The sequence below is a fragment of the Rhizobium sp. YJ-22 genome (assembly GCF_029601685.1).
GTDB lineage: Bacteria > Pseudomonadota > Alphaproteobacteria > Rhizobiales > Rhizobiaceae > Metarhizobium.
The window spans coordinates 45,163-63,781 of the sequence record NZ_JARRIR010000017.1 but is presented as its reverse complement, the minus strand read 5'-3'; the positions used below and the strand labels follow the sequence as shown (position 1 = coordinate 63,781).

The following is an 18,619-nucleotide window of genomic DNA, read 5'->3' as shown; positions in this document are numbered from 1 at the left end:
CGGAAGGTGCGGGGTTTCCTGGTGTTTTCCGTCACGCCGAATTCCCTTCGTCTGTCCGCCCCTATCTACAGGCCGCCCGGTCGGCGGCACAACCCTCACTCGCGCACAGAGCCAGTGGCGTCCCGCCGCGCATGGGCGGCTGCCTGACTGGACAGCTCTCGGTCGAAGGGCCTATGATCGTCACCCCGATCAATGCGATGCTTCACACATGAATATGGCCAAACCATCTTTGCCGTCTGGCGGCAACGGGGGGGATAAAATCCATTCGAACCCGGTGCGGCTCGGTGCGCGCCTGAAACTTGCGCGGCAGACGCGGGGGCTCACGCTGAAGGTGCTGGCGCAGGCGGCCGAGTGTTCGGAAAGCCTGCTGTCCAAGATCGAGAACGGCAAGGCCTCGCCCTCGCTACCGATGCTGCACCGGCTGGTGCAGGCGCTCGATTCCAATATCGGCTGGATGTTCGAGGAGACGGATGCCGACGAGGGCGTGGTGTTTCGCGCCGGCACGCGGCCGCTGATCGCGCTCGATCCGCTCAGGCGCGGCGAGGGCATCTCGCTGGAGCGCATCATTCCCTATTCGACCGGCCACCTGCTCCAGTGCAACATCCACCATATCGATGCCGGCGGGCAGAGCGCCGGGCCGATCCAGCATGTCGGCGAGGAGGTGGGGTATGTGCTCGTCGGCGAAATCGAACTGATGATCGGCGAAAAGATTTTTCGGCTTTCGGCCGGCGACAGTTTCGTCTTCAATTCGGAGCTTGCTCACTCGTACCGTAACGTCGGTGAAGAGCGCGCATCGATTTTTTGGGTAAATACGCCGCCAACCTTCTGATTTTCCGCCAGAAAAACACCCCTTTCCGCCTTTGCGAATGCAAATTCAAGTCTCTTGACAAGAATTCAAGTCACTTGAATAATGCTGCTCGTAAATTCCTGTCGCCACGAGCGGCATCGAACAAGGGGAACCTCAAAATGGGTCGGACACAATATCTTCTCGGCTGCGCAGCGGCCGTCGCCATGACACTTTCCATGGGCGTTTCCAGCGCTTTCGCCGATACGTTCGCGCTCGTCACCATCAACCAGCAGGCGCTGTTCTTCAACCAGATCAATGACGGCGCCAATGCCGCCGCCAAGGCTGCGGGCGTCGATCTCGTGATCTTCAACGCCAACAACGTGCCCTCGGCACAGAACGACGCCATCGAAAACTACATCACCCAGAAGGTCGACGGCATCATTCTCGTCGCCATCGACGTCAACGGCGTGAAGCCGGCGATCACGGCTGCGAAAAACGCGGGCATTCCGGTCATCGCCATCGATGCGCAGATCCCGGAAGGCGACAACATCGCTTTCGTCGGCGTCGACAACACCGCAGCCGGCGGCGAGATCGGACAATTCTTCTCCGATTACGTCAAGAGCGACATGGGCGGCACGGCCAAGGTCGGCGTCGTCGGCGCGCTCAACTCCTTCATCCAGAACCAGCGCCTCGACGGCTTCAAGGCGGCGGTGGAGAAGGGCGGCCAGAAGGTCGAATTCCTCAACACGGTCGACGGCCAGAACGTGCAGGACGTGGCGCTGTCCGCGGCTGAAAACCTGATGACCGCCAATCCCGACATGAATGCGCTCTACGCCACCGGCGAGCCGGCGCTGCTCGGCGCGGTCTCCGCCGTCGTCAGCCAGGGCCGTGGAGACTCGATCAAGGTCTTCGGCTGGGATCTGACGAAATCCGCCATCGACGGCATCGACCAGGGGTTCGTTACCGCCGTGATCCAGCAGGATCCGGCCGGCGAGGGCAAGGCGGCCGTGGAAGCCCTGGTGAAGGTGAAGAAGGGCGAGAAGATCGAGCCGATCATCAACGTGCCCGTCACCATCGTCACCAAGGCGAATGTCGATCAATATCGCGAGATGTTCAAGTAAGCCGAGCCCGCCGCCCGGTATGGGGATCCGGACCGGGCGGATCTTTCGCGAGAGGCCATCGAACATGACCGATACGCACGCCAGCCGCGTCCGCATGACCGGCATTTCCAAGCGCTACGGCGCTTTGCAATCGCTCGACAACGCCTCGCTCGACCTGAAACCCGGGGAAGTCCTCGGCCTGGTCGGCGATAACGGCGCGGGCAAATCCACCATCAGCAAGGTTTTGTCAGGCGCCGTCATCCCCGATACCGGCACCATCGAGATCGACGGCAGGCCGGTTGCCTTCACCTCGCCGGCGGATGCGCGCGCGGCGCGCATCGAGATGGTCTATCAAGACCTTGCGCTTTGCGACACCATCGACGTCGCCGGCAACCTCTTCCTCGGCCGCGAGCCGAAGCGGCGGCTGGCGGGCGTGCCGTTGCTCGACAAGAAGCTGATGCACGAGCGGGCGCGCGACATGCTCTCCAATCTCGGCATCGTCATTCCCGATACGCGCATGAAGGTGGAAAATCTCTCCGGCGGCCAGCGCCAGTCGATCGCCATCGGCCGCGCCGCCTCCTTCAATCCCTCCGTGCTGATCATGGACGAGCCGACGGCGGCGCTTGCCGTCGCCGAGGTGGAGGCGGTGCTGGAACTGATCCGCACCGTCTCGCAGCGCGGCGTCTCCGTCATCCTCATCACCCATCGCCTGCAGGATCTCTTCCTCGTCTGCGACCGCATCCAGGTGATGTATGAGGGGCGCAACGTCGCCGAGCGGCGCATCGAGGACACCAATATCGAGGATGTCGTCAATCTCATCGTCGGGCGCAAATTCTCCGCCCGCTCCGCAGGCCACAACCGGGAAAAGGGCGTCTGACCCATGAGTTCCGAACCCAACGCCTATTCCAGCCATCCGCCGCGCCTGCGCGAGGCGACGCTCATCGACAAGGTCATCGCCAATGGCGGCGTCATGTCGATCGCGCTGTTCTTCATCGTCTGCTGCCTGTTCTTTTCGGTAACGACCAATGCCTTTCTCAGCGCGCCGAACCTGCTGAACGTCATCCGCCAGTCCGCGCCGCTGCTGATCGTCGCGGCCGCCATGACCTTCGTCATCACCACCGGCGGCATCGATCTTTCGGTCGGCTCCGTGCTGGCGCTGACGGCGACGTTGTCCGCCGCCGCCCTCCAGGCCGGCATCCCCTGGCCGCTCGCCATCGTGCTGATGCTGCTGCTCGGCGCCGCCGTCGGCGTCATCCAGGGCTATTTCATCGCTTACGAGCGCATTCCCGCCTTCATCGTCACGCTGGCGGGGCTTTCCGTCATCCGCGGCTTCGCACTGCTGATCACCGGCGGCTATTCGATCCCCATCGAGCCGACCAGCCCCTTCGTGGCGATCGGTCGCGCCTGGGTGCTCGGCATTCCCGCCCCGGCGCTGATCGCCGTCGTCGTGCTGCTCATCGCCTATATCGCCTTCAACGAGACCCATTTCGGCCGCTACGTCACCGGCGTCGGGGCGAATGCCGAGGCGACGCGACGCGCGGGCGTCAACACACGCCGCGTCATCCTCTGGGTCTATGTGCTCTCGGGCACGGCCGCGGCCGCGGCCGGCGTCATCCTCGCCGCCCGCCTGGGTTCCGGCTCCTCCAATGCGGGCCAGGGGTTCGAGCTGGATGTGATCGCGGCCGTGGTGCTCGGCGGCACCAGCCTGTTCGGCGGACGCGGCTCGCTCGTCGGCACGATCCTCGGCGCACTCACCGTTGCGGTGCTGGCGAACGGGCTCATCCTGTCGCATCTCTCGCCCTTCTTCACGCCCATCGTCACCGGCTTCATCATCCTGATCGCGATCTGGCTGAATTTCCGCCTGTTCCGCGGCGGCGCGAAGGGACGCTGACCATGCTCGACGAACTCTTCTCCGACACGCCGAAGCCGCGCCACCCCATCGGCGTCAACTCCGGCACGGCCATGACCGTCACCGGCCCGGTTCCGGTCGCGGATCTCGGCGTGACGCTGATGCACGAGCATATCTTTCTGGATGGCGCGCGCAGCTGGATCTGCCCCTGCCATCCCGACGAAAAGGCGATCGCCGAGCAGAAGGTCTCGATCGAAATCATCGGCGAGTTGCGCATGAACCCCTACATGAACCGGGACAATGTCTCGCTCGACGACGGCGACCTGGCGCTCGGCGAACTCGGGCGGTTCCAGGCGCTGGGCGGCTGCACCGTGGTGGAGACGACGAATTTCGGCATCGGCCGCGATGCCGCCGGCCTTGCCCGCATCGCCAGAATGTCGGGCCTGCGCATCATCATGGGCACCGGCTTCTATCTCGAACACACCCATCCCGACTGGCTGAAGGGCATGGATGTCGAGGCGGTGACGCAGTTCATCGTCAATGACGTCGGCGGCGGCGAAAGCCAGCCGGACATCATGGCCGGCATCATCGGTGAGATCGGCGTGAGCCGCAATTTCACCGCCGAGGAGGAAAAATCCCTGCGCGCCTCCGCGCGGGCGGCGCGCATCACCGGCCTGCCGCTGTCCATCCATCTGCCCGGCTGGGAGCGGCTGGCGCATCGCGTGCTCGACGTGGTGGAGGAGGAGGGGGCGGATCCTGCCCATACCGTGCTCTGCCACATGAACCCGAGCCACAGCGATCTCGACTACCAGATGGCGCTCGCCAGACGCGGGGCCTTCCTGGAATACGACATGATCGGCATGGATTATTATTATGCCGACCAGGACGCCCAGTCGCCCTCCGACGAGGAGAACGCCCGCGCCATCGCCGCCCTTGTCGACAAGGGCTTTGGCGACAGGCTGCTGCTCTCGCAGGACGTCTTCCTGAAGATCATGCTCACCCGCTATGGCGGCTTCGGCTATGGCTATATTCTCAAGCACTTCCTGCCGCGGCTGAAACGCCACGGCGTCGAGCAGGCGGCCATCGACCACATGCTGATCGACAATCCGAAATCCGTCTTTTCCGCCGCGCGTTGAACGCCGGCCAACCATTCAAGGAGCCATCATGACCAAGAAGAACGTGCTGCTCGCCGGCGAATCCTGGGTATCGACCGCCACCCACATCAAGGGTTTCGACCAGTTCCCGACCGTCACCTATCACACCGGCGCCGACGAGTTGCTGAAGGCGCTGAAGGACAGCCCCTTCGACGTCACCTTCATGCCGGCGCATGAGGCGCAGAAGGAATTTCCGAACACGCTGGAGGGTCTGCAGGCCTATGACGCCATCGTGCTCTCGGATATCGGCGCCAACACGCTGCTGCTCCACCCCGACACCTGGATCCACTCCCGCCGCACCCCGAACCGGCTGAAGCTGCTGCGCGACTACGTCGCCAGGGGCGGCGCGCTGCTGATGTTCGGCGGCTATTATTCCTTCCAGGGCATCAATGGCGGCGCGCGCTTCCGCAACACGGCCGTCGAAGAGGTGCTGCCGGTCTCCTGCCTTTCGGTCGACGACCGCGTGGAAGTGCCGGAAGGTTTTACGCCTGTCGTTTCGGGCGATGCCTCGCATCCGATCCTCAAGGGTATCTCCGGCGAATTCCCTTATCTGCTCGGCTTCAACGAGGTGACGCTGAAGGACGGCGCAAACCAGCTCATGACCGTCTCCAGCGAATACGGCTCGTTGCCGCTGCTGGTCACCGGCACCTATGAAAAGGGCCGCACGCTGGTCTGGACTTCGGATGTCGGCCCGCATTGGCTGCCGCCGGAATTCATCGCCTGGCCGGGCTACAAGACCCTGTTCGAGCAGATGCTCGCCTGGGCGACGGACTGAGCCGGAGCCGCCCATGACCATCCACGTCGTCGGCAATGTCTGCGTCGATTTGAGCTTTCGCCTGCAGCGGCTGCCGCAGCCGGGCGAAACGCTCAATGCAGCCGCCGCCGGCGAGGGGGTGGGCGGCAAGGGCGCCAACCAGGCCGCCGCCGCCGCCCGCACGGGCGCGGATGTGGTGCTATGGGCGCCCGTCGGCAGGGATGCGGCGAGCGAGCGGGTGGTAAACCTGCTCGCCACCGAAATCCCGAAACGGGACCTGACGCGCCTCGACTTGCCCTGCGACCGCTCGGTCATCCTCATCGACCGCGCCGGGGAAAACGTCATCGTCACCGCCGCCGCCTGTGCCGAGGCTTTCGACCCGCTCGCCATGACCGGACTTGCGGACACGTGGGCCGCCGGCGACATGCTGCTGATGCAGGGCAATCTCGAGCCGGCTGTGACGGCAGCCTGCCTGAAGGCCGCCCGCGACGCCGGGCTGTTCACCATCCTCAATCCGAGCCCGCTGCGCGCCGAACCGCTCGACCTGACGACGGTCTCGCTGCTCGTCGCCAACCGGCCGGAAGCCGAGGCGCTGACCGGCGAGGCCGATGCCAAGCGCGCCGCCCGCCGCCTGCAAGGCATGGGCGCGGAAAACGTCATCGTCACGCTCGGCGCGGCGGGCGCGCTGCTTGTCCAGGCCGGTTCGCTCCTGCGCATCCCGGCGGCCGAGGCCGAGGCCATCGACGCCAGCGGCGCCGGCGATTGCTTTGCCGGAACCCTGGCCGGTTTTTTCGCGCAAGGCGCATCGCTGCCCGAAGCCGCTCGCCTCGCAACCCAGGCGGCGGGCATTGCGGTCGGCCGCGCCGGCACGCTCGCCTCCTTCCCCAGCCGGGCGGAGCTTTCCGCCCTCACCAATTCATTGAAACCGGAAAACGTGTGATCGCCATGAGCAACCCCATCGGACGGCAGGACAAGGATACGCTGAAGACGCTTTTCGGGCGCGACAAGCCGGTGATCGGCGTCGTGCATCTCATGCCGCTGCCCGGCGCGCCGCGCTATGACGACGAGGGCGTCGAGGCGATCTACGAGCGCGGCCTTTCGGATGCGCGCGCCTATCTCTCCGGCGGCTGCGATGCGCTGATCGTCGAAAACCACGGCGACGTGCCCTTCGCCAAGCCCGACGACATCGGCCACGAGACCTCCGCCCATATGGCCGTCGTCGCCGACCGCATCCGCCGCGAACTTGGCCGCCCCATCGGCATCAACGTGCTCGCCAATGCGGCGATCCCGGCGCTCGCCATCGCCTCGGCCTCGTCCGCCTCCTTCATCCGCGTCAACCAGTGGGCCAATGCCTATATCGCCAATGAGGGTTTCGTGGAGGGCGAATCCGCCCGCGCCATGCGCTACCGGGCGCAGCTTCGCGCCAGGGGCATCCGCATCTTCGCCGACGCCCATGTCAAGCACGGCGCGCATGCCATCGTCGCCGACCGGCCGGTGGAGGAGCAGGTCAAGGATCTCGTCTTCTTCGATGCCGACGTGGTCATCGCCACCGGCCAGCGCACCGGCCACGCCGCCGATCTCGGCTATATCCGCATGATCAAGGAGGCCGCCTCCTTGCCGACGCTGGTCGGCAGCGGCGTCACCCACGACAATGCCAACGATATCCTCTCCGTCGCCGATGGCGTCATCATCGCCAGCGCCCTCAAATATGACGGCGTCTGGTGGAATGCGGTCGACCCGGACCGGGTCAAGCGGTTCATCGCGGGCCTCGGCCGATGACCAAGGCGCCGGAGGTCAACGCCGCGCGCCTCCTGAAATCCGTCGCCGATTTCGCGGCGATCGGCGCGACGCCCGCCGGCGGCGTCAACCGCCAGGCCATGGGCGTCGAAGACCGCGCCGCCCGCCGGCTGCTGGCCGGGCGTGCGCTGGCGCGCGGCTTCAGCGTCTTCCAGGACGAGGCGGCCAATCTTTTCCTGCGCCGCGAAGGCCGGGATCCGGAACTTCCGCCGCTGCTCATCGGCAGCCATCTCGACAGCCAGCCGACCGGCGGCCGTTTCGATGGCGCGCTCGGCACGCTCAGCGCCTTCGAGTCGCTGGAGGCGCTGGCCGATGCCGGCATCGAGACGGATCGCGCCGTCGAGGTCGTCGCCTTCACCAATGAGGAGGGCAGCCGCTTTTCGCCGGGCTGCATGGGCTCCATGGCCTTTGCCGGGGCGGGCAGCATCGCGGATTGGCGTGCCGCGCGGGCCACGGACGGCGCGCTGCTGGCCGACGAACTCACGGCAACGCTCGCAGCCCTACCGGAGGCCGAAGTGCGCCCGGCCGGTCATGCCATTTCCGCCTTTGTCGAGCTGCATATCGAGCAAGGCCCGATCCTCGAACGCGAGGCGGTGCCGATCGGCGTCGTCACGGCCGTCCAGGGTACGAAATGGCTGGAAATCGCCTTTTCCGGCGAGGCGGCCCATGCCGGCACGACGCCGCTCGAATTCCGCAAGGATCCGATGGGCGCGGCTGCTGCCGCCATTACCCGCATCCAGGGCGACATCATGCCCGCCGATCCGCAGGCGCGGCTGACGGTCGGCCGCATCGCCGCCGAACCGGGCTCGATCAACGTCATCCCGAGCCGCGTCTCCTTTACCGTCGATATCCGCCACCCCGATGCCGATGCGCTTGCGGCGATGGAGCGGCGTGTACGGCAGGAATGCGCGGTCGCGGGCGAACGCTGGGCCTGCGCCGTCACCATCGGCCAGCGTGTCGACATGTCGCCCGGCCGCTTCGCCCCCGCCGTCACGGCGGAAATCGAGGCGGCCTGCCGCACCCTCGGCATCCGCAGCCGCCCCATGGTCTCCGGCGCCTTTCACGACGCCCTGTTCGTCAACCGGATCGCCCCCGCCGCGATGATCTTCATCCCCTGCCGCAACGGCATCAGCCATAACGAAGCGGAGTTCGTGTCGGACGACCATATCGTGGCGGGCGCCCGCGTGCTGCTGGCCGTGGCGGCCTCCCTGTCGCGCCGGTGACGAAATCGGCCCTTGTCTGCAGGGGAGACTCCGGCTTTATAGGGCGAAAGCAATAGCGATTGATCGGCCGAACTCCGATGCAGCCAACCACCACGATCGTTGACGGCCGGTCCTGCGGCACCTGCACATTATGCTGCCGGCTTCCGGACATCGACCTGTTCGACAAGCCCGCCAACGACTGGTGCGCGCATTGTGTCGAAGGCAGCGGCTGTTCGATCTATCCCGACAGGCCATCGGTCTGCCGGGATTTTCTCTGCCTCTGGATGACCGACAACGCCCTCGGCGACGAATGGGAGCCAGGCAGGTCGGGAATGATGCTTTATGAGCAGGGGCCACAGATCACCGTGCTGGTCGCGCCGGAGCATCCCGAAATCTGGAAGAGCGAACCTTATCTATCGCAGTTGCGGACATGGGCGGGCGAAGCCGAGCGGCGCGGTCGCTATGTCATCGTGTTCTGTCAGGACGACGTGTTCAAAGTGTAGATCTGCCGGGCGAAGCTGCCGCCCGAAGCGCGCGGCATGCAGGATGACGCCTTTGCTTCAGGCGACGATAAACCGATCCTGCCAGAGGCGGAAGCCGCCATCGAAGGCGTGGAGGTTGTCGCCGCGCCGGCAATTCTCCGGCAATGCGTCGAGCTTTTCGACATTGCCGCCGCCGATGACGCAATAGTCCGGCAGCAGGGCGGCCTGCAGCCTTTCCACGACGTCGAACACGCTTGCGCGCCACTTTTTCCTGCCGCGACGCTTTCGTCCGGCCTCGCCGACATAGTCCTCGAAGCTGTTGCGCTTGCGATAGGGCAGGTGGGCGATTTCAAGCGGATGGGCGACGTTTTCCAGGATCATGGCGGCCCCGAGGCCCGTTCCGAGACCGAGAAAAAGCATGCGCCCGCCATCGTAACTGCCGATGGCCTGCATGAGCGCGTCGTTGACGAGTTTGGTGGGCTTGCCGAAGCTTGCCGCGAAATCGGTACCCAGCCAGCCGCCGCCCAGATGGCGCGGTTCGAGCAGCACCCTGTTGGCCCGGGTCGGCCCCGGATAGCCGATCGACACGACGTCGTAGCGAAGGCCCGATGCAAGCGTCTTGACGGCATCGACCATCTGGCCCGCGGTCATCTTCGGTCCGGAATCCATCCGAAGCGGCGTCGCGCCCGGCGCGCTCGTCAGGATCTTTACATGGGAGCCGCCGATATCCACGGCCAGCACGACGGGCGGGTTTTCAGGCGCAGCGTCTGGGTTCGTCACTGTCATGGGCTCTTCATTGCTCATGGGGACGGCCCGACCCAACCGTTCGGCGGTGCAAACCGCGTCATCGCCTCGTCCGGCCCCCAGGTGCCCGGCTGGTAGATATGCGGCGCAGACGGATCGTCGAGCACCGGGGCGACGATGCGCCAGGCGATTTCGCTGGCGTCCTGCCGGGTGAAGAGCTGGCCGTTGCCGTTCATCGCATCGTTGATCAGCCGCTCATAGGGCTCCATGTCGCCCGTCGCGTCATCGACGGCGGAAAGCTCCACCTTCTCGCCGGCCATGGCGTCGCCCGCCGCCTTGCGCCGCACGCCGATGGCGACCGCCACTTCCGGAGCGATGCGAAAGCGGATGTAATTGGCGTCTTCAGGCCGGATTTCGTCGAAAACGTCGAGCGGCGGCGGCTTCAGGCGAACGACGACTTCGGTCAGGTGGACCGGCAGGTTCTTGCCGGCGCGAACGAAAAAGGGCACCCCCTTCCAGCGCCATGTATCGACGAAGAAGCGGACGGCGGCGAAAGTCTCCACCGGCGAACCCGGCCGCACACCCGGCTCCTGGAGATAACCGTCGAACTGCCCGCGCACCACGTCGTCCCTGGTCAAGGTCCGGATCGCTCTCAGCACCTGCACCTTCTCGTCGATCAGATCGTCCGCAGAGCGTCCGGATGGCGGCTCCATGGCGAGAAGCAGCAGGACGTTCAGCAGGTGGTTCTGGATGACGTCGCGAATGCAGCCGACCTCGTCATAGAAACGCCCGCGTCCCGCGACGCCGAAATCCTCCGCCATGGTGATCTGCACGCTCTCGACGTGATCGCGGTTCCAGATCGGCTCCAGGAACGAATTCGCGAACCGGAAGTAGAGCAGGTTCTGGATCGCTTCCTTGCCGAGATAGTGATCGATGCGGAAGATCGCCTTTTCTTCGAACACGATATGCAGCACGCGGTTGAGCCAGCGGGCCGATTGCAGGTCGCGGCCGAAGGGCTTTTCCACCATCAGCCGCGCCCCCGCAGCCCCGCCCGACTGCTCCAGCCCCTGGACCACGGGCTCGAACATGCTGGGCGGGACGGCGAGATAATAGAGAGGGTGCCGGCCCGGTCCTATCGCCTCCTTCAACGCGTCGAAGGTGGACTGGTTGCGATAATCGCCGCTGACATAGCGCAGCAGCCCGGCGAGCTTTGCAAACACCTCCTCGTCGACGGCGCCGAGCGCCCGGGTGACGCCGTCCCGGGCGCGGGCCTGCAACGCGGCGACGTCCCAGTCGTCGAGCGCGACACCGATGACGGGTTCGTTCAGCAATCCCCGCGCCACCAGCGCATAGAGCGCCGGAAATATCTTCTTGTGGGCAAGGTCGCCGGTGGCGCCGAACAGCACCAGCGTGTCGGATCTCGTTTCGGTCATGATGGCGTTCCTCGTTTCAAGGCGGTCTTCGATCTCGATCAGGCGTCGCCCCCGGGCTTTTCATGATGGCCGCCGAAGGCAAAGCGCATGGCCGACAGGAGCTTGTCGGCGTAGAGGGACTCGCCCTGCGAATTGAAGCGCTGGAACAGCGCCGAGGACAGGACGGGCGCGGGCGTGCCGGTATCGATCGCCGCCTTCAGCGTCCAGCGCCCTTCGCCGGAATCGGAAACGCGCCCGCCATAGGCCGAAAGCGCCGGATCCTGCTTCAGGGCATCCGCCGTCAGGTCGAGGAGCCAGGAACTGATGACGCTGCCGTGCCGCCAGACTTCCGATACCGCCGCCAGGTCGATGTCGAACCTGTAATATTGCGGGGTTGGCAGCGGGCTGGTTTCCGCATCCGCGTCACGCGGCCTGTTGCCCGCATTGGCGGCCTTCAGGATGCTCATGCCTTCGGCATAGGCTGCCATCATGCCGTATTCGATGCCGTTATGGACCATCTTGACGAAATGGCCGGAGCCGCTCGGGCCGCAATGGAGATAACCCAGATGCGCCGTGCGCATGCCTTCGCCGGCGGCTGGCGCCGTCGCGGCATTGCCGGGCGCGAGGGTTGCAAACACCGGATCGAGATGGCGCACCGCCTTGTCCGGACCGCCGATCATCAGGCAATAGCCACGCTCCAGCCCCCAGACGCCGCCGCTCGTGCCGACATCGACATAATCGATACCCCTGGCGCGGAGCTGTTCGGCCTTGTCGACGTCGTCGTGGTAGTGGGAATTGCCGCCGTCGATGATCATGTCGCCGGGCGACATCAAGGCGGCGAGCTTGTCGACATTGGCGCCGGTGATCGCCGCCGGCAGCATCAGCCAGGCGCAGGCCGGCTTTTCGAGCTTGGCGACGAATTCCTCCAACGAGGCGGCGCCGGTGGCGCCCTCGGCGACCAGGGCCGCGACGCTGGCAGGGTTGATATCGTAGACGACGCAGTCATGGCCGCCCCGCAACAGGCGTCGCACCATGTTCGCGCCCATCCTGCCCAGTCCCATCATTCCGATCTGCATAGCATGTCCTTTCGATAAAGCTGGCATTCTTCAAGCCATGTCCGGCGCGCCGACCGCGACCGAAAAGTCGATATTTTCCCAATTGCCGCCGTCTGGCCAGAAGAAGGTGAAGACGATGGTCTGCCCGCGCTCCAGGTTCGCAACCGGCAGGTCGAGCAGATGCACGGAAAAGTCGTTGGCCCGGGTGAAATCGTCACGGCTGGTCGCCCAGCCGTCGGTGCTCCAATGCACCATGGCCGGGGCCGGCAGCTCCAGCCGCAGCACCTTTCCCGCCGGCAGGGAGCGGATCTTGTTGTTGAAGCGCCAGGCCCGCAGCGTCGAAACGGTCTTGTCGACGATGTAGCGCTTCGGGCCTTGCGGCGGCATATCGAAAACGACGCCGTCGCGCAGCGAGCGCAGGAGCTTGATATATTCCGCATGCGCCCAGACAAGCGGCATGGCGCTGCCCGTCGGGCCGCCGCGCAACAGTTCGCGGTCCGCCAGGTCGTCGCCGTCCCAGACCTGCTCGGGCAGGAGCCCGCCGTGCCCCGCGCAGGCCTCGAACGTGGCAAGCAGGTTTTCGGCGCTTTGCATGCGCCCCGCCGCCAGCTCGTAATGGGCGCGCTCGCCGACCAGCAGCGGCCAGGGGCGGCCTTTTCCGGTGCCGTCGAAGGGCGCGCCGTCTTCATGCTCTCCGTAGCCGTCGTCGGTGTAGCGATACCAGACCGGGCCTTGCGGCAGGTCGCAGCACAGATGCGCGTCGATGGCCCTGACCGTGTTGACGATGCGCGGATCGTCCGCCGCCCGAAGGCCGAAGCGGACCAGCGCCAGCGCATCGGGGCTGACGATCAGCTCGGCTGCCCTGTCCGTGTCGCCGGGCGGCCGGTTCTTGATCGGCACATATCCAAGCGAAGCGGACGAGGCGTCGGCGATATCCGGCGGTGCGATACGCACATAATAGCCGTCGATGCCGAGGGCGGTCGCGGTGCCCGTGCCCGTCACATAGGTCCAGCGCTCGATCTGGTCGTTCCAGGCATCGGCGGTCTCTCGCAGATAGACCGCCATGGCGGATTTGCCGCAATCCTCGAGGAAATCGGCGGCCGCCAGCAGCGCCGCGACCTCGACCGCCAGCGTGAAGGGCGAATATCCCGCATCCTCTTCCCACCGGTCCTCGCCGGTGACGGGACCGTTGCCGACGAGGTAGGCCGCCGCCCGCTCGATCATCGGCAGGAAGGCGGGGAAGAGGTTGTGCGGCAGCGCTCCGTTGCGGCGCAGGGCATCGGCAAGCAGGATCGGAAAACCGCATTCGTCCATCTGGATACCGCTCCAGTAGGCCATGCCATCCAGCCAGGCGTTTTGCGGCCAGTGTCCGTCGCTCTCCTGGATGGCGCGCAGATAGGCGAGGATTTCGAGCGCTTCCTGGCCCGCCCCCGCCGCGAGGAAGCCGCCCGCCGTCTCGACGAGGTCGCGCGGCCAGACGAGGTGATATCCGCCGAGATCGTCGTCTCCCTTGTCGAAACCCCAGGGGACGGACAGGCTGGCGACGACCGGCCCCGGAAAGGCGGCGGAGCGGTGGGCGGCGAGAACGGCGGTGCTGATGCGATAGATGTTCCGCCCGCTTGCGGCGATCCGGTCGAGCGGCTGCAAGCCGCTTTGCCAGGTCCGCCAGCCCAATACATAGGGCTTGGCCGCGGCGTCGAAGCCGGCCATCAAACTGGCGAGCGCGTTGTAGCCTGCCTCATCCGGCCCGCCGGCGAGCCCAAGCGAAAGTAACGCCCGGTTGCTTTCCGCCGAGAAGCCGATCTGGCCCGTGAGCGAAACATTGCCGTCATCGGCGCGCAGCTTGCCGGGCTCGAGCGCGCCGCGATGCAGAAGCTGCCGCCAGCCGTCGCACACCCCGACATAGCCGGCCGACGAGGACAGCCAGGGCAGGGACGAGGCGAGCGCCAGCGAAACCCCGTCGCGGCCGGTCGCAAACAGCATCTGCCATTCCTTGTAGTCGCCGATCCAGGCCGTGTTGCCCATGCCGCAGTTGAAAAGATGCGGGGAGAGCAACGCATAGACACGATAGTCGCAAGGCTGGCCTTTGAGAGGCGTGAAGACGATGTCCTGCAGCACGGAGGGGCGCGACGGATCGGTCAGGATGCGCTTTTCGATCCGGTATGCGCCGTCCGCCGCGGTGTTGGTCAGGCGGTAGGCCGGAACGCCGCTTTTGACGGGTTCTATCAGATGCCGCGTGTGGCGCTTCTCCTCGGAGAAGTAGTCTCCCGGACCTGTGACGACCAGCCCGAGATCGCGCGTGCAGGCGCGGTCCACCCGTGGGTAATAGATTTCGTTGAGAATGCCGTGGCTGACGGTGAACCAGACACGGCTTGCCGGCGAAAGAGCGGTGCCGACGCCGCTTTTGGCGCTCGACGTCCAGCGCGCAGGTATCCCCCGGGGGTAGGTCGACACCCCTTCATCGGTCATTGCGGTTCCTCCTGGCGGCTGGATTTTCGGCATTGCGGCGGGCGATATTCGCCGAAATCTGTTTGACGATTGCGACATATCGATGTTGTCGCGGCCGATCCCGGCGTGACGCGGAAACATCATGCGGCCGCGGTTTTCGCCGAGGCGTCGCACGGGCGCGCGCCTGAGCCACGGGAACCATCAGCAGCCGAAGGGGCAGGATTTCCAGCACGGGGCAGGAGGCCTTCGGTTCCCCCCGGCAGGAGGAGACGACCGGTCGCTTCCGTGCGCGCCGTCGCCGGAAGCGTGAACGCCGGCCTTTGCGCTGCCGCAGCGCCATGACGATGGCCAGCCCGCATGCCATTCCTCATCCGGTAAGCGCATTCCACGCGTCGGTCACGCCCCGGTGCGAGGGCGTCGTGTCGAGGCGCGCCAGCCAGTAGGCGCGCCCTGTCCGCACGCCCTCGACGGGCAGCGGCACCAGCCGGCCCGAAGCGATCTCGTCCGCCAGCATCGGCAACGTGCCCAGCGCCACCCCTTTGCCTTCCAACGCCAGCCCGATCGATTGCGAATAGCTGGCGCAGATCTTCCGCGGCAGTTCCTCAAGGAGGGACGATTGTCGGGACTGGCTCCAGACAGGCCAGTTGACCCAGTTCGGGGAGACCCGGCGGTAATCCAGCCGGGCATACCGTCCGTCGTGCGCGCCGATGAGGAGCGCTTCGGCGACCGCCGGGCTGGCAACGGGCACGAGTTCCTCATCGAACAGGCGATGGGTCGTCCAGCCGGGGATGTCGCCATCGCCATAGGTCACCACCAGATCGAAATCGTCGGTCAAGACATCGCGCGAGGTGTCGGCGAGCGTCAGGCTGTAGGGGCATGCGTCATCGCCAAAGGCGAAGGCGCGAAGGCGTGGCTGCAGCCAGAACATGCCGATTGCCGACATCGACGCGATCCGCACGACGGGATCATGCGGCATGCGCAGATTGCCGAGCGTCTGGTCAATGAAATCCAGCGCGCTGTTCACCCGCTCCCCAAGCTTCGCACCGGTCTCCGTCGGCGCCAGGCGCTGCCGATCGCGGCTGAACAACGGCGTCTCGAGCCAGTCCTCCAATTGGCGAATGCGCTTGCTCACGGCCGCTTGGCTGACAAGGAGTTCATCGGCCGCCTTCGTGAAGCTCCTCAGGCGGAATGCGCATTCGAAGAAGACGAGCGTGTCGAGCGGCGGCAAGCGGGTGCGATATCTTTTCATAACCCCTGGTTATCCATTCAAGCGAAATTTTCCGGTCTTTACTGTCATCGCCATAAACTTATTTTCTTGTTGCAGCAAAATCCACAGGGGCAATCATGGCGAATTTCGACTGGCATGCCGAGAGGAGCGACCTCTCCAACATCGCACTTCTGGATCGGGCGCCGGAGAGCGAGGGTATCGATCTGCGGGCGGTCCGGCTCTATCGCCTGGGCCGGGTTCGCCAGAAGATGGCGGAATACGGCGTCGATGCCGTCATCCTCTGCGATCCGGTCAACATCCGTTATGCCACCGGCACGCGCAACATGCAGGTGTTCAGCATGCGCAATGCGCCGTCGCGCTACCTGCTGCTCACCGCGAACCGCTCGATCCTTTTCGAGTTCACCGGCTGTCTTCACCTGGGTGAAGGATACGAAACGGTCGACGAGGTTCGCCCCGCAAAGACCGCCAGCTTCGTCGCGGCCGGCCCCGGCATCGGTGACCGGGAACAGGCATGGGCGATCGAGATGGGCGATCTCGTCACCGAACTTGCAGGCAAGGGCGCGACGCTTGGCCTCGAACGGCTCAACGCGGGTGTCGCCATCGCTCTGAAGGCGCTCGGTTTCAGGATCGTCGACGCCCAGAAACCGGTGGAGATGGCAAGGGCCATCAAGTCGGCCGAGGAAATGAAATGTATCAATGCATCGCTGCGGGCAACCGAAACCGGTGTCGGCAAGCTGCGCGAGGCCATCCGCCCCGGCCTGACCGAGAACCAGCTCTGGTCGGTGCTGCATCAGTCGATCATCGAGCAGAATGGCGACTATTGCGAAACGCGCCTGCTCAGCGCCGGGCAGCGGACGAATCCATGGTTCCAGGAAACCGCCGGCTACGTCATCGGCGAAAACGAACTCATCGCGCTCGATACCGATGTCGTCGGCTGCCATGGATATTATTCGGACTTCTCGCGGACATTCCATTCCGGCCCGGGTCGTCCCACCCGCGATCAGAAACAACTCTACAAGGTCGCGCATGAGCAGGTCCATTACAACATGGACATCCTGAAACCGGGAATGAGCTTCCGCGACTATGCCGACCGGGCATGGAACATCCCGGAAAGATACTACGCCAACCGCTACTATCTATCGGCCCATGGCTGCGGGATGACGGGCGAATATCCCTACCTCTACCACCATGGCGATTTTCCCGATGCCGGTTACGACGGGATCGTCGAGCCCGGCATGACGCTCTGCGTGGAAAGCTATATCGGCGAGGAGGGCGGCACGCAGGGCGTGAAGCTCGAGCAGCAGGTATTGGTCACCGATACGGGCATCGAACTGCTCTCCCGGTTCCCCTTCGAGGAATCGATGCTGGACTGACCTGGCCGAAGACACCGGCAAAGACCCGCGCCCCAGCCCAATGACATGCATCCACCGCACCCTTCGTCGGCGCGGGGGGGCCGGTTGACGACGAGGCGACGCTGGACCGTGCGGCCATCCAGCATCGTTCAACGGAGCCGCCAAAAGGGAACGGAAATGAAAAGCTTGCTTGCGTCCACCTGTCTCGCATTCGGCCTCCTCGCTGGCGCCGCCGCAGGGCAGGCGGCAGAATGCGGAACGGTCACCATCGCGACCATGAACTGGCAGAGTGCCGAGGTCCTTTCCAGCGTCGACGAGATGATCCTCACCGAGGGTTATGGCTGCGAGGTCGAAATGACCACCGGCGATACGGTTCCGACAATTACCGCCATGGCGGAAAAAGGGCAGCCCGACATCGCGCCGGAAGCCTGGATCGACGCTCTTCCCGATATCGTCAAAAAGGGCGTGGACCAGAAGAAGATCGTCATTGCCGCGACGGCCTTGCCCGATGGCGGCATCAACGGCTGGTGGATCCCGAAATACATAGCCGACGCCCATCCGGATATCAAAACGATCCAGGATGCCTTGCAGCATCCCGACCTCTTTCCCGACCCGGAGGATCCCGCCAGGGGCGCGGTCTATACCGGCCCGCAAGGGTGGGGCGCGGCCGGAATCACGGCGCAGTTCTACAAGGCATACGATGCCGAGAAGGCCGGCTTCACCCTCGTCGACCCCGGCTCCGCCGCCGGACTCGACGGCGCCATCGCCAAAGCCTACGAGCAGAAGAAGGGGTGGCTCGGCTTCTACTGGTCGCCGACGGCTCTTCTTGGAAAATACGAGATGGTCAAGCTCGACTGGGGCGTGCCTTTCGACGCCGCCGCCTGGAAATGCATCACGGTCCCCGAATGCCCGGATCCGAAGCCGAGCGCATGGCCGGTCGACCACGTCGTCACGCTGATCTCCACCAAGTTTTCCGAAACCGCCGATCCGGCGGTGCTCGACTATCTGAACACGCGCGGCTGGTCGAACGACACCGTCGGGAAACTGATGGCCTGGATGACGGACAATCAGGCCACCGGCAAGGAGGGCGCCAGGCATTTTCTGAAGGAAAACGCGGCGATCTGGGAAAAATGGGTATCTCCCGAGGCGGCCGGGAAAATCAAGGCCGCGCTGTAAAAGGAAAGAGAGCGGCGCGCCGGCTGGCGCGCTGCTTTGGGCCGACGGATCCGGGCTTCGCAAGGGAGCGGCGCAAGCC

General features: G+C 65.2%; 17 protein-coding genes. 12 read left to right on the top strand and 5 right to left on the bottom strand.

All coding sequences use genetic code 11. The features are described from left to right. The first annotated feature begins 214 nt into the window (after positions 1-214). From P7F60_RS26940 to P7F60_RS26895, 10 genes are all read left to right on the top strand, one after another. Positions 215-829 carry a cupin domain-containing protein gene (locus P7F60_RS26940; protein ID WP_277920731.1) on the top strand — a complete coding sequence of 205 codons (615 nt, stop codon included), beginning with the start codon at positions 215-217 and terminating at the stop codon, positions 827-829. A 137-nt stretch (positions 830-966) separates the two neighbouring features. After that, positions 967-1,908, top strand: a complete 942-nt coding sequence (locus tag P7F60_RS26935; RefSeq protein WP_277920730.1) for a substrate-binding domain-containing protein — start codon at positions 967-969, stop codon at positions 1,906-1,908. Between the two features lie 64 nt (positions 1,909-1,972). Further along, positions 1,973-2,764: an ATP-binding cassette domain-containing protein gene (locus P7F60_RS26930; RefSeq protein WP_277920729.1), complete on the top strand. Its 792-nt coding sequence runs from the start codon at positions 1,973-1,975 to the stop codon at positions 2,762-2,764. A gap of 93 nt (positions 2,765-2,857) precedes the next feature. Beyond that, the gene (locus tag P7F60_RS26925; RefSeq protein ID WP_277920733.1) at positions 2,858-3,778 is read left to right on the top strand and encodes an ABC transporter permease; all 921 of its coding nucleotides are present in this window, start codon (positions 2,858-2,860) and stop codon (positions 3,776-3,778) included. A 2-nt stretch (positions 3,779-3,780) separates the two neighbouring features. Then, the gene (locus P7F60_RS26920) at positions 3,781-4,872 is read left to right on the top strand and encodes a phosphotriesterase-related protein (RefSeq protein ID WP_277920728.1); all 1,092 of its coding nucleotides are present in this window, start codon (positions 3,781-3,783) and stop codon (positions 4,870-4,872) included. 28 nt (positions 4,873-4,900) lie between these two features. Then, on the top strand, positions 4,901-5,665 hold the full coding sequence (locus tag P7F60_RS26915; RefSeq protein WP_277920727.1) for a glutamine amidotransferase: 765 nt from the start codon (positions 4,901-4,903) through the stop codon (positions 5,663-5,665). A 13-nt stretch (positions 5,666-5,678) separates the two neighbouring features. Beyond that, positions 5,679-6,584, top strand: a complete 906-nt coding sequence (locus P7F60_RS26910; RefSeq protein WP_277920726.1) for a PfkB family carbohydrate kinase — start codon at positions 5,679-5,681, stop codon at positions 6,582-6,584. Positions 6,585-6,589: 5 nt separating this feature from the next. Then, on the top strand, positions 6,590-7,423 hold the full coding sequence (locus P7F60_RS26905; RefSeq protein ID WP_277920725.1) for a BtpA/SgcQ family protein: 834 nt from the start codon (positions 6,590-6,592) through the stop codon (positions 7,421-7,423). Then, entirely contained in the window at positions 7,420-8,664 is a 1,245-nt protein-coding gene (locus P7F60_RS26900) for a Zn-dependent hydrolase (RefSeq protein WP_277920724.1), read from the top strand. Before P7F60_RS26905 ends, P7F60_RS26900 begins: the two co-directional genes overlap by 4 nt. 77 nt (positions 8,665-8,741) lie before the next feature. Then, the gene (locus tag P7F60_RS26895; protein WP_277920723.1) at positions 8,742-9,146 is read left to right on the top strand and encodes a hypothetical protein; all 405 of its coding nucleotides are present in this window, start codon (positions 8,742-8,744) and stop codon (positions 9,144-9,146) included. Positions 9,147-9,203: 57 nt separating this feature from the next. On the opposite strand, the gene P7F60_RS26890 is transcribed toward P7F60_RS26895, so the two are convergent. The 5 genes from P7F60_RS26890 to P7F60_RS26870 all read right to left on the bottom strand — a co-directional run bounded on the left by P7F60_RS26890 (position 9,204) and on the right by P7F60_RS26870 (position 16,012). After that, positions 9,204-9,911, bottom strand: coding sequence for an ROK family protein (locus P7F60_RS26890; protein WP_277920722.1), 708 nt, complete (start codon positions 9,909-9,911; stop codon positions 9,204-9,206). Positions 9,912-9,925: 14 nt separating this feature from the next. Beyond that, entirely contained in the window at positions 9,926-11,302 is a 1,377-nt protein-coding gene (gene zwf / locus P7F60_RS26885; RefSeq protein WP_277920721.1) for a glucose-6-phosphate dehydrogenase, read from the bottom strand. 38 nt (positions 11,303-11,340) lie between these two features. Next, positions 11,341-12,357: a phosphogluconate dehydrogenase (NAD(+)-dependent, decarboxylating) gene (gnd, locus tag P7F60_RS26880; RefSeq protein WP_277920720.1), complete on the bottom strand. Its 1,017-nt coding sequence runs from the start codon at positions 12,355-12,357 to the stop codon at positions 11,341-11,343. A 30-nt stretch (positions 12,358-12,387) separates the two neighbouring features. Beyond that, the gene (locus tag P7F60_RS26875) at positions 12,388-14,805 is read right to left on the bottom strand and encodes a glucan 1,4-alpha-glucosidase (RefSeq protein WP_277920719.1); all 2,418 of its coding nucleotides are present in this window, start codon (positions 14,803-14,805) and stop codon (positions 12,388-12,390) included. 346 nt (positions 14,806-15,151) lie between these two features. Next, positions 15,152-16,012: a LysR family transcriptional regulator gene (locus P7F60_RS26870; protein ID WP_277920718.1), complete on the bottom strand. Its 861-nt coding sequence runs from the start codon at positions 16,010-16,012 to the stop codon at positions 15,152-15,154. Between the two features lie 116 nt (positions 16,013-16,128). On the opposite strand from P7F60_RS26870, the gene P7F60_RS26865 reads away from it, so the two are divergent. Both P7F60_RS26865 and P7F60_RS26860 read left to right on the top strand, forming a co-directional pair. Next, positions 16,129-17,385, top strand: a complete 1,257-nt coding sequence (locus P7F60_RS26865) for a Xaa-Pro peptidase family protein (RefSeq protein ID WP_277920717.1) — start codon at positions 16,129-16,131, stop codon at positions 17,383-17,385. A gap of 156 nt (positions 17,386-17,541) precedes the next feature. After that, complete coding sequence (locus P7F60_RS26860; protein WP_277920716.1) at positions 17,542-18,540, top strand: ABC transporter substrate-binding protein; 999 nt, start codon at positions 17,542-17,544, stop codon at positions 18,538-18,540. The last annotated feature ends 79 nt before the right edge of the window (positions 18,541-18,619 follow it).

Bases quoted from the DNA above. Each gene is read 5' to 3' on its own strand.
- P7F60_RS26940 (WP_277920731.1), top strand. From the start codon at position 215: ATGGCCAAACCATCTTTGCCGTCTGGCGGCAACGGGGGGGATAAAATC.
- P7F60_RS26935 (WP_277920730.1), top strand. From the start codon at position 967: ATGGGTCGGACACAATATCTTCTCGGCTGCGCAGCGGCCGTCGCCATG.
- P7F60_RS26930 (WP_277920729.1), top strand. From the start codon at position 1,973: ATGACCGATACGCACGCCAGCCGCGTCCGCATGACCGGCATTTCCAAG.
- P7F60_RS26925 (WP_277920733.1), top strand. From the start codon at position 2,858: ATGTCGATCGCGCTGTTCTTCATCGTCTGCTGCCTGTTCTTTTCGGTA.
- P7F60_RS26920 (WP_277920728.1), top strand. From the start codon at position 3,781: ATGCTCGACGAACTCTTCTCCGACACGCCGAAGCCGCGCCACCCCATC.
- P7F60_RS26915 (WP_277920727.1), top strand. From the start codon at position 4,901: ATGACCAAGAAGAACGTGCTGCTCGCCGGCGAATCCTGGGTATCGACC.
- P7F60_RS26910 (WP_277920726.1), top strand. From the start codon at position 5,679: ATGACCATCCACGTCGTCGGCAATGTCTGCGTCGATTTGAGCTTTCGC.
- P7F60_RS26905 (WP_277920725.1), top strand. From the start codon at position 6,590: ATGAGCAACCCCATCGGACGGCAGGACAAGGATACGCTGAAGACGCTT.
- P7F60_RS26900 (WP_277920724.1), top strand. From the start codon at position 7,420: ATGACCAAGGCGCCGGAGGTCAACGCCGCGCGCCTCCTGAAATCCGTC.
- P7F60_RS26895 (WP_277920723.1), top strand. From the start codon at position 8,742: ATGCAGCCAACCACCACGATCGTTGACGGCCGGTCCTGCGGCACCTGC.
- P7F60_RS26890 (WP_277920722.1), bottom strand. From the start codon at position 9,911: ATGACAGTGACGAACCCAGACGCTGCGCCTGAAAACCCGCCCGTCGTG.
- zwf (WP_277920721.1), bottom strand. From the start codon at position 11,302: ATGACCGAAACGAGATCCGACACGCTGGTGCTGTTCGGCGCCACCGGC.
- gnd (WP_277920720.1), bottom strand. From the start codon at position 12,357: ATGCAGATCGGAATGATGGGACTGGGCAGGATGGGCGCGAACATGGTG.
- P7F60_RS26875 (WP_277920719.1), bottom strand. From the start codon at position 14,805: ATGACCGATGAAGGGGTGTCGACCTACCCCCGGGGGATACCTGCGCGC.
- P7F60_RS26865 (WP_277920717.1), top strand. From the start codon at position 16,129: ATGGCGAATTTCGACTGGCATGCCGAGAGGAGCGACCTCTCCAACATC.
- P7F60_RS26860 (WP_277920716.1), top strand. From the start codon at position 17,542: ATGAAAAGCTTGCTTGCGTCCACCTGTCTCGCATTCGGCCTCCTCGCT.